Raw genomic sequence first — 13483 nt, 5'->3', positions numbered from 1 at the left:
CGATGTTGCGTTACGGCTATGGCTTGGCGTTTTCAGGCTTCCAGCCGAGCAACTTGTGTTTGAACCCGTAACTGGCAACCTGGTAATAGGCGATGGCACGAGCGATCAATGGATCATCGCTGGTCGCCTTGCTTTCGACACTTTCTCCCGGCGCATTGTCGTGACGACGCAGACCCTGGCGGGGGCTGAGGATCGCAAGGTTGTTGCCGTCAAACAGGCCCAGGTGCTGGTAATTGCCGACTACCACGCGAGGTGGCAACGAGGTGTCCAGAAACAGGTTGCGGCCGAAGAACGTCGATTGATAGTCCAGGTTCAACAAACCCAGCAAGGTGGGCGCCAAGTCGATCTGACTGGCCAGACGGGATATTTCTGCCGGCTGGATCAGCTTGGGGGCGTAGATGAACAGCGGGATAGCATAGTTATCGATAGGCAGGTCTTCCTTTCCGGCGCTGCCCGCGGTGTGGTCAGCGACGAAGACGAATATTGTGTTGTCGAACCATGGTTTCTGGCGCGCGTCCGCCAGGAACTTGCCAATGGCGTAATCGGTATATTTCACTGCGCCATCACGGCCGTTACCCGACGGGATGTCGATACGTCCTTCGGGATACGTATAAGGGCGATGGTTGGACGTCGTCATGAGTTGCAGCAGGAACGGTTTTTTTGCCGCAAAATCGGCATCCGCCAGGTTCAGCGCCTGACGATAAAGGTCTTCGTCAGCCATGCCCCAGGCATTCTTGAAGTGAATGTCCTCTTCCTTGACGCTGCTCTGATCAACGACGCGATAACCGTTGCCGCTGAAAAAAGCATTCATGTTGTCGAAGTAACCACGCCCGCCATAAACGAAAACGCTGTCATAGCCCACATGGGCCAACTGCTGACCCAGGCTGGCAAAACCACTTTCGCGACCCACGCGCTTGACCACCGAGCGCCCTGGCGTGGGCGGAATGGAAAGGGTTATGGCCTCCAGACCACGGTCGGTGCGTGTACCTGTGGCGTAGAAGTTGTTGAAGTAAAGACCCTGTTTGCGTAGCGCATCGAGGTTGGGCGTCAGGTTGCGTGTGTCTCCATTGCTGCCCAGGTATTTGGCACTGAGACTTTCGATGGTGACCAGTACGATGTTAGGCGTGCGTGGCGTTCCCGGGTTGTTGATCGACCGTCGAATATCCAGAGGGTCGTTGCCAGTGAACTGGCTGTCGGGCTCGGCAAGCTCCTGGCGCATTTGACCGGCGACCTGAGCATCGGGGAGGGTGGCGTAGAACTGTTGATAGTCCAGTTCATTGTTGCGGAACGCGGCAAAAAACTGATAAGGCCCGTTACTGGCGAGTTCCCGCTGATAGGCATTGCCACCCATACCGCGTGGTGTGTCCTGATCGACCCATTGCAGGCTGATACCCGCGAACAATAGCAATAATGCACTGGCGGCAAGACGACCACGATAGGACGGCAGGGCCGCTTTCACTGCTGCGGCTACTGCTCGACTGATCAGCAGGCTAACGACGATAGCAACCAGCGCCAGAATGCCGAGCAGTTTACCAACAGGGTAGGATTCGAGAATGTTATTGAGTACTTCATCGGAATAGACCAGGTAGTCCACCGCGATAAAGTTGAACCTCACCCCGAACTCATCCCAGAACAGCCATTCGGCGACCGATACAAACAGCATGACGAATATACTTATCGTCATGACCCCTTGAAGGAACCAGCGGTGCCCGCGGGCACGCCACAACACCGGCGGGCAGAGGAAGACGTAAATGCCCAGAGGGACTGCAGCGTAGCTCAGGAAGGCAAGGTCGTAGAGAAGTCCTGTTGCGAAAGTCGCGAAAAACTGCGTTCCTGCTTGATCCATATGAGTCGAAAATAAAAAAAGGCGTGTCAGAAAGAAAATGATCAGCCATGTACCAGTCGCCAGCAGCAAGAATCGGGCTGGGGCTGTTGAATAAATCCGCATTTATCAATTCCTTGGACGGGAAAAATCTGAAATTTCAGGGTGAAATATGTTGAGCATCAGCGTCTACTGCTGCGTCATGAAAGTAGAAGAGTTTTTCGCGTTGTCAAATTTCTGTAATCATAAACACACGCGGAAAGACAGTGCATCCTGCACGCTCTATTAATGAGTGTTAGCCAATTATTTATACACAAGGGTGAGTATTTGGTTGCGCAGGCGTGAAAAAAATGTTTAAGAGCTGTTCAACAATTATTCAACAACTCACTGTTTATAATTTGTCGTCCTGTTGCCTGTCGGTATCCTCTTTCTCGTCAAACCGGTATCTCCCTTGATGACTTCTCGTGTGCGTTCGCCGTTGCTGTTACTGCTGGGTGTCTTGCTGTTTTTTCTCGCACTGGGAAATCACCAGTTGCAAAATTCGACGGAGCCACGCGTGGCTGGCATTGCCATGGAAATGCACCTGAGTGGCAATTGGATTACGCCGAAACTGAACGACCAGCCTTTTCTGGAAAAGCCGCCGATGAGTGTCTGGCTGGATGCGGCGGCTATTCAGGTGTTCGGTCCTGCCCCATGGGCGGTAAGACTGGCTTCTGCCTGCGCGGGTCTGCTCAGCGTGTTGCTGCTTTACAGCATGCTGCGACGTTTCGGGCGGCCGGCATCCGTGGCCTGGGTGGCTGCTTTCATGCTGGCGACCCAGGCCAGCTTCTGGAGCAATTCGCGGCAAGTGGGCGAGGATGCCTTGCTGGCGTTGGGGGTAACCACCGCTTTGTTGGCATTCTTCCATGCCAGTAATCGCCTGCGTAGTGATGGGCTCTCTACCGGGCCCTGGTTGCTGTTCATGCTGGGTATCACACTGGCGACCCTGAGCAAGGGCGTGCTGGGGCTGGCAATGCCGGGCGTGGTGATTTTCGCCTGGCTTGTTTGCGAGTCAGTGCAGAACAAACGCATTGTTATTGCTCACTGGTTGCGCCCGGCAATGCTCACCCTTGTGGCCCTGATTCCGCTGCTCGTGTGGCTGTGTTTCCTGTACGGACAGGGTGGCACGCAATCAGTGAAGGACGTGCTGTGGACCAACAGCGTTGGACGCTTCAGTGGTTCGTTCGAAGAGGCGGGTCATTACGAACCTGCCTATTATTACCTGACAAAACTGCCTGAGGCATTCTTGCCGTGGAATATCCTGGTTTATCTGGGGCTGTGGCATTTTCGAAAGCAGTTAATGGCCAATCGTTATCTGCTGTTCTTCGCCCTGTGGCTGGGCGCGCAGTTCCTGTTGTTGTCGCTGGCCTCCAGTAAACGCATGGTTTATCTGATGTCGCTGGCACCTGCGGCGGCAGTGATTGCTGCGGAATATGCTTTTGTTCTGGGTGAGCGATTGCAGGCTCGGTCGGGGCGCTCATTTTTTGCGGCGTCTATCATGAGAAATGGAAAGGCGCTCATGGCCGCAGGCGTTGTGCTGGTTGTAGCGAGCTATCTAAGTGCAGCCCTATGGCTCGCGCCATACGCCGACAGGCAGTTGTCGTTCCTGCCATTGACCGACAAAGTCCATACCCTGCAGGTGCAGGGACGGCAGGTTGCCTTATTCCAGCCCAGCGAACGGCTGGCGGGGGCCAGCGTGTTCTATAGTCAGAGCCTGCTGAAAACACTCGCTAGCAACGCTGAATTGACTGGTTTTCTTACCAGCGCTGAAGGCAATGTCGCTGTGATGGAAAGCATGCAGCCACCCGAACCGCCTCTGCGGATTGTTGACAGCGTAAAGGTCGGGGATCGTATCTACTATTTCGTCAGTCAGGCACCGCTGGGAGTGGCTGTCAGTTACTGACAGCCACTCTGCACGGCGAGCGTCGCAGGTTTGTTATACGGCCTGACTGCTCGCCACTTGATCATGCGGTATCCACTGCTTCTGCGGGATCGGCAGATCGCACGACTCACCACGACCGATGGGGAAGTAGTGAAAGCCGCGTTTTGCCAGCCGTTCAGTGTCATAAAGATTGCGGCCGTCGAAGATGATCGGCGCATTCAGCCGCTGCTGTATCAGATCGAAATCCGGGGCTTTGAACTGCTGCCATTCGGTGCAGACGATCAATGCATCAGCCTCGTTGAGCGCTGATTCTGGCGTCCCCATGAGAATCAGATCCTTGCGATGACCATAGAGGCGCTGGGTTTCCTGCATGGCTTCGGGGTCGAACGCGCGCACGCTGGCCCCCGCGTCCCACAGCGCTTCCATGAGCACGCGGCTGGGGGCATCGCGCATGTCGTCGGTGTTGGGCTTGAATGCCAGGCCCCACAGGGCAAAGGTCTTGCCGCGCAGGTCGCCCTGATAGAACGCGTTGACCCGCTCGAACAGTTTGTTCTTCTGTCGTTCGTTGATGGCCTCGACCACCGACAGCAGGTCGTTGGAGCAATGCGCCTCTCTGGCGCTGTGTATCAACGCACGGATGTCCTTGCCGAAGCATGAGCCGCCATAGCCGCAACCGGGGTAGATGAAGTCGTAACCAATACGTGAGTCGGCACCGATGCCCAGCCGCACGGACTCGACGTCTGCGCCCAGATGTTCTGCCAGCTCGGCGATCTGGTTGATAAAGCTGATTTTGGTCGCCAGCATGCAGTTGGCGGCGTACTTGGTCAGTTCGGCGCTGCGCAGGTCCATGAACATGATCCGCTCATGATTGCGGTTGAACGGCGCATACAGCTCGCGCATGACGTTACGCACCGCTTCATTTTCGCAGCCGATGACGATACGGTCCGGGCGCCGGCAATCGTTGACCGCCGAGCCCTCCTTGAGAAATTCCGGGTTGGAGACGATATCGAACTGCAACAGCCGGCCCGCCTGACGCAGCGCCTTGTCGATGTGGCTGCGCAAGGCGTCGCCACTGCCGACCGGTACGGTGGATTTCTCGACGATGATCAGTGGTTCGCGTCGATGCCGGGCGATGGCTTCGCCCACCGCGAAAAAGCCGCTCAGGTCAGCTGAACCATCGTCTCGGGAGGGCGTGCCGACCGCGATGAACAGGACCTCGGCATGCTCCACCGCCAGTTGCCCGTCGGTAGTGAAGTTCAGACGCTGCTGATCCAGATTTTCACGCACCAGGTTGGCCAGGCCAGGCTCGTAGATATGCACCTGGCCCAGGCGCAACTGATCGATCTTGGCCTGATCAATGTCCATGCAGACCACATCGTGGCCGACTTCGGCGAGCACGGTCGCTTGTACCAGGCCGACATATCCGCTACCGAAAACGCTGATTTTCATGGGAAAGATCCTGAGGTGATGGGTCGCACATGCGCCGGAGGTTGATGGTCAAGACACCTGCCACGATCAGGGTGACACCCACAGTTTTCGATACCGTGAACGTCTCGTGGAAAAACGGCAGCGCTGCGGCGAGCATATAAACCAGCGCGTAGCTGATACTGAGCAGCGAATAGGCACGGCTCAGGGGCAAGCCCCGCAGGGCAAGTAGCCAGAAAAGCATGGAGAGCGCATAAGCGGTGATCGAGGCGCAAACGACCACCAGTGCACGGAGATCGAGCTGCGTCGGATTGTGCAGTTCGAGCCATTGAGCGGGCGAGGGCAGGCGGCTCATGCTCCAACGCATGCCCAGTTGCGCTGCGCTGACCAGCGCCACACTGGCCATGGCGCACAGGGTTGCCCGGCAGCGCGTCACGCCTGACGCCCCAGCTGAAATACCCCGACAAGAATCAGCGCAATACCCAGCCAGTGCTGTGCGTCAACCGGCTCATCGAACAGATAGCGACCTGCCAGCGTGATCAGCACGAAATTAAGACCCAGCATCGGATAGGCGATGCCAACGTCCAGGCGTTGCAACACCAGCAGCCATATAAGCAGGCCCGCTCCAAGGCAGGCCACCGCCAGCCACAGCCATATCGAACGCAGCGCTGTAAACGCGCCGGGAAATGCGCCACGCCAGTCTTGTACTGCGTACTTCTGCGCGATCTGGCCCAGACAGGTCAGCAGGCATGCACACGCGAGCATCAGCCAGGTCACGATGCCGATTTCTCGTAAATGAGGATGGCCAGGTTGCCTTCGTCATAGCGCTGACCATCCTTGGGAAGACTTTCGAGCTCTTTCAGTTCCTCATCGCTCTTGCCGCGCATGATGACGCCGACCCGGCCTTGGCTGCGGGCGTTCTTCATCCAGGCATCGATGTCCTGCAGGCGGACTTCGCGACCCTGCACATCGGGATAGCCCAGCCCGTATTCCAGCTCGCCCCAGGTGTTGAACAGCGCAACATCAGGCCGTTTCAGGCGCCACGCCAGTGCCGAGGCCGCGCCCAGATCGTTGCTCAGCAGATGCGTGCAGTCCGCCAGTTCGACCTGGTGCCTGACCACGAACGGGTCGGGAGTCTTGTTATTGATCACATCGTTTGGCAGCGCAGCGGGTAGCAATGCGATCAGCAGCCAACTGCCCAGCGCCGGCATGGTCCAGAACGTCAGTGGACGCAAGCCTTGCAGCGCGTTGGCAAATGTCCATCCGAGAAGCACGATGACCGCCAGTGACAGATGCATCGGTTCGTTTTCGTAGACGGGCTGCTTGAGTTGCAGGTAGATCAACGCCACAAGCCCGACAAAGCTGACGGTCGCGTTGACTAATCCATTCGTGCGCAACGCAGTGCTGTGACCTTTATCAAGGCGGTCGACCAGAGCATTGGCCATCAGCAGTGCCAACGGCAGCAGGCACGGCAGTATGTAGGTCGGCAGTTTGCCTTTGCTCAGGCTCAAAAACGCCAGCGGCAGCAGCAGCCACAGCAGCAAAAAGGCAATGTCAGGGCGGCTTTTTTGTTGCCATGCCTGCTTCAGTGTTACCGGCAGCAGCAGTGCCCACGGCAAACAGGCCGCCACGAGCAGGGGCACATAGAACCACCAGGGCTGGGCATGCTGCGCATTGTCCCCGGCAAAGCGGTGAATATGCTCGTGCCAGAAGAAGTAACGCCAGTAGTCGGGCGCTTGCTGGTGGATCGCCAGCGCCCACGGCAGGCAGACGGCGACGGCAATCAGTACCGCGAGCGGGCCGAATCTGAGCAGCTCGGCCAGGCGCCGCTGCCACAGCATATAAGGCAGGGTGATGATGACGGGCAGTGCCCAGGCGAGAAAGCCCTTGGTCATGAACCCCATCCCGCAGGCCACGCCGACTACCGCCCATGCCGCCAGACGCGCTCGACCGACGCTGTGCACGGCGTACCAGAATGCCAGCAGTGTCACGTTGGTCCAGAAGCTGAATTGCGGATCGAGATTGGCGTAACCGGCCTGGCCCGCGACAAAGCCGAAGCTCATGAACAGCAAGGCGCTGGCGAACTGCTTGCGCGGGTCGTTCCAGATCTTGCCGGCCAGCAAATAGGCCAACAGCACGCTCAAGCCGCTGGCCAGTGCCGACACAATGCGCACGCCGAACAGGTTTTCGCCAAAAACCTGCTGCCCCAGTGCTATCAGCCAGTAACCGGCAACCGGTTTTTCGAAGTAACGCAATCCCATGAAGTGCGGGACGACCCAGTTGCCACTGTGGAGCATTTCCTGGCTGATCTGCGCATAGCGGGTTTCATCGGGAATCCACAGGCCGTGAAAGCCCAGGGGTAGCAGATAAGCCAGCACGAACGCCAATAACAGCAGCGCAAGATGACGGTGCCTGACGTGCATCACTGCTGCACCCCCAGCCAGCCATCGCGGCCGGGCAGGTGACCGCGAACGATATGCCCGGAAGGCAGCCGTTCAATGGCACCTGGCAGCAGATCGCCCAACGGTGCGAAGTGGATGCCCTGGGTATTGGCGCGCTTTAACAGCTGCCTGAAACCGTCGGCCATGATGATTCCTTCCACTTCGGCGTGGAGGGTGTAGACATTGAGTCTGCGTGCGGCAAAACGGCCGAGAATGTAGTCGTTGAACGCATCCGGCTGCAGGTGCGGACCGACGACTTCATCGAAGGTCGGCAAGTCCACCGGAACCTGAGCGGTACCGACACTTCCATCCGCCAGCAACGGGCGAAACAGACTGACGCCACGGCAATCACTGTTGTAACGAAAGCCAAACGCTTCTTTGGCCTGCACGACGCGCTGGTCGGCGCGCCAGCCTGCTGCCGCAGAGCACACCACCGGCTGGCCGAGGATGTCGCTCAGGCAATCGACCCCACGGTGTATCTGGGCGGTCAACTGTCGGTCGCTCCAGTGTCCGGCATTCGCTTGCCAGCCATGGTGATCCCACGCATGCAGGCCTATTTCGTGGCCTGCATCCAGCGCGCGGCGCATCAGTGGGCCAAGGTCCCGGCCAATCGGTTTGCCCGGCCATGCGGTACCGGCCAGCAGAATATCCCAGCCATACAGGCTCGCCGCCCTGGAACGCAGCATCTTCCAGAAGAACGTGGGCCTTACCAGGCGCCACAGGTGGCGTCCCATGTTGTCGGGGCCGACACTGAAAAAGAAGGTCGCCTTGACCTGCGCTTCGTTGAGTATGTCCAGCAGCCTTGGCACGCCCTCACGGGTGCCTCGGTAAGTGTCGACATCGATTCTCAGGCCTGCCTGCATCAGCACTGGTCCGCTTTTTCAGCCATGGCTTCGCGCAGGAAGAAATCCAGGGTTTTGCCGATGGTTTCGCTCAGCTCGATACCCGGTGTCCAGCCAATAAGCTTTTTAGCGTTGTCGATGCTCGGCGTGCGGTGGCTGACGTCCTGATAGCCCTTGCCATAGAAGGACTGGCTTTCGACTTCGCGGAAGCCCGCGAAAGGCGGAAAATGGCCGCGCAACGGATGGGCTTCGAACTGGCGAAGCAACTCTTCACCCAACTGACGGATGCTGGCTTCGTTATCGGGGTTGCCGATGTTGATGATTTGTCCGTTACAGCGCTCATCGCGGTTTTCGATGATCCGCGCCAGCGCCTCGATGCCGTCGACGACATCCGTGAAGCAGCGCTTCTGGGCGCCGCCGTCCACCAGGCGAATGGGCGTGCCTTCGACCAGGTGCAGGATCAACTGAGTGATGGCCCGCGAGCTGCCGATGCGCGCCGAATCCAGGCGGTCCAGACGCGGTCCCATCCAGTTGAACGGACGAAACAGGGTGAATTGCAGGCCTTTCTGGCCATAGGCCCAGATCACCCGGTCCAGTAGCTGCTTGGACACCGAGTAGATCCAGCGCTGCTTGTTGATCGGGCCAACGATCAGGTTGGAAGTGTCTTCGTTGAAGTTTGCGTCCTGGCACATGCCATAGACTTCGGAGGTGGACGGAAAAATCACGCGCTTGTTGTACTTCACGCAGTAGCGGACGATCTTCAGGTTCTCTTCGAAATCCAGCTCGAAAACCCGCAGTGGATTGCGCGTGTATTCAATCGGCGTGGCGATGGCCACCAGTGGCAGCACAACGTCGCATTTCTTGATGTGGTATTCGATCCACTCGGTGTGGATGCTGATGTCACCTTCGATGAAATGAAAGTTCGGCTTGGCGCGCAGGCGCTCGATGGCGTCCGAGCCGATATCCATGCCGTAGATTTCGTAACGGTCATCCTGCAGCAGACGCTCGGACAGGTGGTTGCCGATGAAACCGTTGACGCCGAGGATCAGCACACGGGTACGACGGATCGACCGGCGCTGTGCCTTATCGAGCAATTGCGAGCCTGCTACAAGCCCGAATTCGCGCGCCAGTTGTGCACCACTGAGGTACAAGCCGCTGTCGCCGCGCTGCCCTGCGGTGATGACCAGCGAACCCTCGCCACAGGCAATACGTAACGGGTCGTGGCTGATGACCGTGCCGGGTGCTTCGCCGTTATTGCCTGCCTCGGCATTGGCAGCCCAGACAATCAACTTGTTCTCGCCTACCGGGCAGAATGCGCCAGGGTAGGGCTGCGTGACTGCGCGGATCAGGTTGTAGAGCTGGGTGGCTGGCAGCGACCAGTCGATCAAACCGTCAGCCGGGGTACGCCGACCGAAATACGTTGCACGGGATTCATCCTGAGGCGTAGCTGGCAGTTGCCCTTCTGCCGCCAGCAGGGGCAGTGTTTCGCAAAGCAGGTCAGCGGCGGCATCACGCAATTTGCCATGCAGCGTCAAGGCGGTATCGGTGGCACTGATCGAAACCCGCTGCTGGGCGACTATCGGCCCGGCATCCGCGCGTTTGACCATCTGATGCAGGGTCACGCCGGTTTCACTTTCGCCGTTGACCAGCACCCAGTTGGCCGGCGCGCGGCCGCGATAACGCGGGAGCAGCGAGCCGTGCAGGTTCAGCGCGGCCTTTTTCGCGCAGGCCAGCAACGAATCGCCGAGGAGCTGGCGATAGTAAAAGGAGAAAATGAAGTCCGGGGCCAGTTTGCCGATGCGCTCCACCCACAGCGGGTGATTCGGGTCCTCGGGGGCATGCACCGTAATGCCGTGCCGGGCGCACATCTGGGCCACAGAACCAAAAAAGGTTTTTTCCCTGGGGTCGTCGGCATGGGTGAACACTGCGGCAATCTCATAGCCTGCATCCAGCAACGCTTGCAGACCGACACAGCCAATATCGTGATACGCGAAAACGACAGCTTTAATGCTCATGGCGCGACCTTGTTCATATAGGGAGTTACAGGGGAATCAACGCTGTCGGTGGCCACTCGGGACGAGCTGCGCACGACTTTCTCGATGAAGAAGCGCGGACGCGCACGCACGTCGCTGTACATCCGGCCCAGGTACTCACCCAGCAGTCCCATACCGATGAACTGCCCTCCGGTGAACACGAACAACACGGCAAACAGGACGAACATGCCGTCCCCGGCCCATGACGCGCCGAAGATCAGGCGCAGAACGATCAGCAGCGCCGCGAACAAGACACCGAGCAACGCCATGCTGAAACCGATGATGCTGAGCAGGCGCAGGGGCGTGGTGGTCATGCAGGTGATCAGGTCGAACATGAGGTTGATCAGGCGCATCGGGCTGTATTTGGAGTCGCCGTGCTCGCGTTCGGCGTGGTCGACCAGCACCTCGGTGGTGTGTCGCGCGAAGCTGTTCGCCAGAATAGGAATGAACGTGCTGCGCTCCCGGCAGGCGAGCATGGCATCGACAATCGTGCGTCGGTATGCGCGCAGCATGCAGCCGTAATCGTTCATGGCCACGCCGGTGGAACGCTGCACGGCCAGGTTGATGAGTTTCGATGGCCAGCGTCGCCAGGCGGAGTCCTGACGATTGCTGCGCACCGTGCCGACTACGTCGTACCCTTGTTCAGCGAGCTTCACCAGGCGAGGGATTTCCTCGGGAGGATTCTGCAGATCGGCATCGAGGGTGATGACCACGTCGCCCTGGCACTGCTCGAATCCGGCCATAATGGCGGCGTGCTGACCGTAGTTTCGATTCAGGATCACCGCGACGAACGGGCTGTCGGCACGCCCGGCAGCCCGCTGGAGGATGTCTGTCGAGTCGTCGCGGCTGCCATCGTCGACCAGCACGATTTCGAATCGGTGGTTGAGCTGTTCGCAGGCCGCTTCAGTACGGCGCAACAACTCTGGCAGGCTTTGTTGTTCGTTGTAGACCGGGATGACGATCGACACGAACTTGATGGGATACGGTTTCAATGGCTGGATTCCACGGTCGATTCAATGGCACCGACCACCCGCTCGACATCATCGAGGGTCATGTCGGGGAACAGGGGGATGGAGCACAGCCTTGATGAATTCCATTCAGTGTCCGGCAGACGGACGTTCGGGAAACGCTTGCGGTAATAGCTGTGCAGGTGAGTCGCGATGAAGTGGATGCCGGTGCCGATGTTCTGCGCTTGCAAGGCCTTCATGAAGGCGTCGCGATTCAGCCCGCAGCGCTCGGGGTCGATGCGCAGAATGAACAGGTGCCAGGCATGTTGCTGGGCATGCCGGGGCAGGGCGAGAGGCAGAACGGGGCTGTTGGCCAGTCGATCGAGGTAATGGCTGGCGAGTGTCTGGCGCTGTGCATTGATGGCGTCAAGGCGCTGCAACTGCACCCGCGCAATGCTCGCATTCATGTCGGCCAGGTTGTATTTGAAGCCAGGCTCCATGACCTCGGCCTGAGGCTTGCGACCCAGGGTCAGGCGGTCGTAGGCATCGACACCCAGACCATGGAATTTAAGCTGACGCACCCGATCAGCCAGCCGTGCATTGTCGGTGACCAGCATCGCGCCTTCGGCACAGGTCATGTTCTTGATTGCGTGAAAAGAGAAGATCGCAGTGCCTTGCTGGCCGACCGGACGTCCCTGGTAACCGGTGCCAACGGCATGTGCAGCATCCTCGATCACGGTGATGCCGTACCGTTCGGCGAGCGCATACAGCGGATCGAGATCGAATGCGGCGCCTGCGTAATGCACCGGCACGATCGCTTTGGTCCGGGGGGTGATGGCTTGCTCTATCAGCGCGGCGCTGGTCATCAGGGTGTCACGGTCAACATCGACAAACACCGGAGTGGCCCCCAGCAGGCAGATCATGTTGGCTGTCGACACCCAGGTTTGCGATGGTGTAATCACTTCATCGCCAGGCCCTACACCCAGCGCCAGCAGCGCAATGTGCATCGCTCCGGTGGCCGAAGACAGTGCAACTGCATGTTGCGCGCCGACCCGCTCGGCGAACTCTTCCTCCAGCTTCTGACATTCCGGGCCGGTGGTGATCCATCCGGAACGCAGCACGCGCGTTACCGCAGCAATTTCTTCATCGCCAATGGACGGCCGTGAAAAGGCAAGAAAAGTTTGACTCATCTACAGAGACTCTCCGATTGACGCAGCAGGGCCGAACATAAAAAAGTCACACGACGAATGCGCAAACACAGGGTGCGTGAGTGCCGTGAACTTAGGCGTTCAACTGTAAAAATAATGTCCAGATGCCGTTGCTTTTTTGTATCGCCTGGCAGGCTTTCGAAGCATAGAGTAGGGGGAAACTCAAACGGCCGACAATGTCGTTATGCGTCCATGTAGAATTATTAATCTGGTGTTCAGGTTTCATCGAGCCCGTCATGAACAGACAGCTTTAGTTCAGCTTGCTCATGATAATCATGGAAAGTTAAAGCGGGTGAAGTGTATTGCAGTTGCAGGATTTTTTAATGAAGGTTTCATGACCGCGAAATGGGTTTCGCGTTTTTTAACAGGGTCGAACCTGAATCGAACAGGTTGCTATTGGCCCGGTTTCATTGGGGGGAGGCAGCTTTTTTCTCGGTTTTTTGAAAAGCAGACTGCGCGTCCGGATCAACCCGGGTCGAGAGGAATTCGCTCGGGTGTAGAAAACAGTGTCGCCATCAAGTGATATATATAACCAAGCGATAGAGTCGGGCAGTGTGGTATGGAAAAGTACGTGTATGAGGGCCAGGTTGGTACGGGGCATCATCGAGGTGTGATTGGGGGCGTTATAAGTTCGAGACGGTTCAGTGCACGCGTGCTGGTTGTTGCAAGGTGTTCAAGGTTTACTTCATGTTCTCTTATGTCCATTGGCACGGTCCTGTAGGTGGCGGGTACAGGCGAAGTATTTAACGACGGATTTAAAAACGACTGTCTGCTCGACTGCAATTGCCAGGTTCATTTGATGCAGCGAAGCAAGAAACCACGCGGTGCGCCCTGGCGTCCACCA

The 13483-nt window shown here is 58.1% G+C and carries 10 protein-coding genes; 1 reads left to right on the top strand and 9 read right to left on the bottom strand.

The features are described 5' to 3' along the window. Positions 1-16 precede the first annotated feature (16 nt). Positions 17-1948, bottom strand: a complete 1932-nt coding sequence (locus LCH65_RS17435) for an LTA synthase family protein (protein ID WP_054080936.1) — start codon at positions 1946-1948, stop codon at positions 17-19. Between the two features lie 328 nt (positions 1949-2276). Here LCH65_RS17435 and LCH65_RS17430 point away from each other — a divergent pair, with 328 nt between their 5' ends. Beyond that, entirely contained in the window at positions 2277-3764 is a 1488-nt protein-coding gene (locus LCH65_RS17430) for a glycosyltransferase family 39 protein (protein ID WP_187599310.1), read from the top strand. Positions 3765-3797: 33 nt separating this feature from the next. On the opposite strand, the gene LCH65_RS17425 is transcribed toward LCH65_RS17430, so the two are convergent. From LCH65_RS17425 to arnB, 8 genes are read right to left on the bottom strand one after another with little or no spacing between them, the layout of a single operon-like run. Beyond that, positions 3798-5192 (bottom strand): UDP-glucose/GDP-mannose dehydrogenase family protein, encoded by a 1395-nt coding sequence (locus tag LCH65_RS17425; protein ID WP_187599307.1) that lies wholly within the window; start codon positions 5190-5192, stop codon positions 3798-3800. Further along, on the bottom strand, positions 5170-5574 hold the full coding sequence (gene arnF, locus LCH65_RS17420; protein ID WP_003370934.1) for a 4-amino-4-deoxy-L-arabinose-phosphoundecaprenol flippase subunit ArnF: 405 nt from the start codon (positions 5572-5574) through the stop codon (positions 5170-5172). The genes LCH65_RS17425 and arnF overlap by 23 nt, the downstream gene beginning before the upstream one ends. Positions 5575-5600: 26 nt before the next feature. Further along, the gene (arnE, locus tag LCH65_RS17415) at positions 5601-5945 is read right to left on the bottom strand and encodes a 4-amino-4-deoxy-L-arabinose-phosphoundecaprenol flippase subunit ArnE (protein WP_003370936.1); all 345 of its coding nucleotides are present in this window, start codon (positions 5943-5945) and stop codon (positions 5601-5603) included. After that, entirely contained in the window at positions 5942-7591 is a 1650-nt protein-coding gene (gene arnT / locus LCH65_RS17410; RefSeq protein ID WP_226439672.1) for a lipid IV(A) 4-amino-4-deoxy-L-arabinosyltransferase, read from the bottom strand. Before arnT ends, arnE begins: the two co-directional genes overlap by 4 nt. Then, positions 7591-8472 carry a 4-deoxy-4-formamido-L-arabinose-phosphoundecaprenol deformylase gene (gene arnD / locus LCH65_RS17405; RefSeq protein ID WP_003370941.1) on the bottom strand — a complete coding sequence of 294 codons (882 nt, stop codon included), beginning with the start codon at positions 8470-8472 and terminating at the stop codon, positions 7591-7593. The genes arnT and arnD overlap by 1 nt, the downstream gene beginning before the upstream one ends. Then, positions 8472-10466 carry a bifunctional UDP-4-amino-4-deoxy-L-arabinose formyltransferase/UDP-glucuronic acid oxidase ArnA gene (gene arnA / locus LCH65_RS17400; RefSeq protein WP_065349802.1) on the bottom strand — a complete coding sequence of 665 codons (1995 nt, stop codon included), beginning with the start codon at positions 10464-10466 and terminating at the stop codon, positions 8472-8474. Before arnA ends, arnD begins: the two co-directional genes overlap by 1 nt. Then, positions 10463-11476 carry an undecaprenyl-phosphate 4-deoxy-4-formamido-L-arabinose transferase gene (gene arnC, locus LCH65_RS17395; protein WP_003435301.1) on the bottom strand — a complete coding sequence of 338 codons (1014 nt, stop codon included), beginning with the start codon at positions 11474-11476 and terminating at the stop codon, positions 10463-10465. Before arnC ends, arnA begins: the two co-directional genes overlap by 4 nt. After that, entirely contained in the window at positions 11473-12621 is a 1149-nt protein-coding gene (gene arnB / locus LCH65_RS17390; RefSeq protein ID WP_060707812.1) for a UDP-4-amino-4-deoxy-L-arabinose aminotransferase, read from the bottom strand. The genes arnC and arnB overlap by 4 nt, the downstream gene beginning before the upstream one ends. Between the last annotated feature and the right edge of the window lie 862 nt (positions 12622-13483).

Source organism: Pseudomonas sp. MWU16-30316 (assembly GCF_020515645.1).
Taxonomy (GTDB): Bacteria; Pseudomonadota; Gammaproteobacteria; order Pseudomonadales; family Pseudomonadaceae; genus Aquipseudomonas; species Aquipseudomonas cerasi.
Note: the sequence above shows the minus strand (reverse complement) of the source record. Positions and strands in the feature narration are given on the sequence as shown.

Bases quoted from the DNA above. Each gene is read 5' to 3' on its own strand.
- arnA (WP_065349802.1), bottom strand. From the start codon at position 10,466: ATGAGCATTAAAGCTGTCGTTTTCGCGTATCACGATATTGGCTGTGTC.
- arnB (WP_060707812.1), bottom strand. From the start codon at position 12,621: ATGAGTCAAACTTTTCTTGCCTTTTCACGGCCGTCCATTGGCGATGAA.
- LCH65_RS17435 (WP_054080936.1), bottom strand. From the start codon at position 1,948: ATGCGGATTTATTCAACAGCCCCAGCCCGATTCTTGCTGCTGGCGACT.
- LCH65_RS17425 (WP_187599307.1), bottom strand. From the start codon at position 5,192: ATGAAAATCAGCGTTTTCGGTAGCGGATATGTCGGCCTGGTACAAGCG.
- arnD (WP_003370941.1), bottom strand. From the start codon at position 8,472: ATGCAGGCAGGCCTGAGAATCGATGTCGACACTTACCGAGGCACCCGT.
- arnT (WP_226439672.1), bottom strand. From the start codon at position 7,591: ATGCACGTCAGGCACCGTCATCTTGCGCTGCTGTTATTGGCGTTCGTG.
- arnF (WP_003370934.1), bottom strand. From the start codon at position 5,574: ATGGCCAGTGTGGCGCTGGTCAGCGCAGCGCAACTGGGCATGCGTTGG.
- LCH65_RS17430 (WP_187599310.1), top strand. From the start codon at position 2,277: ATGACTTCTCGTGTGCGTTCGCCGTTGCTGTTACTGCTGGGTGTCTTG.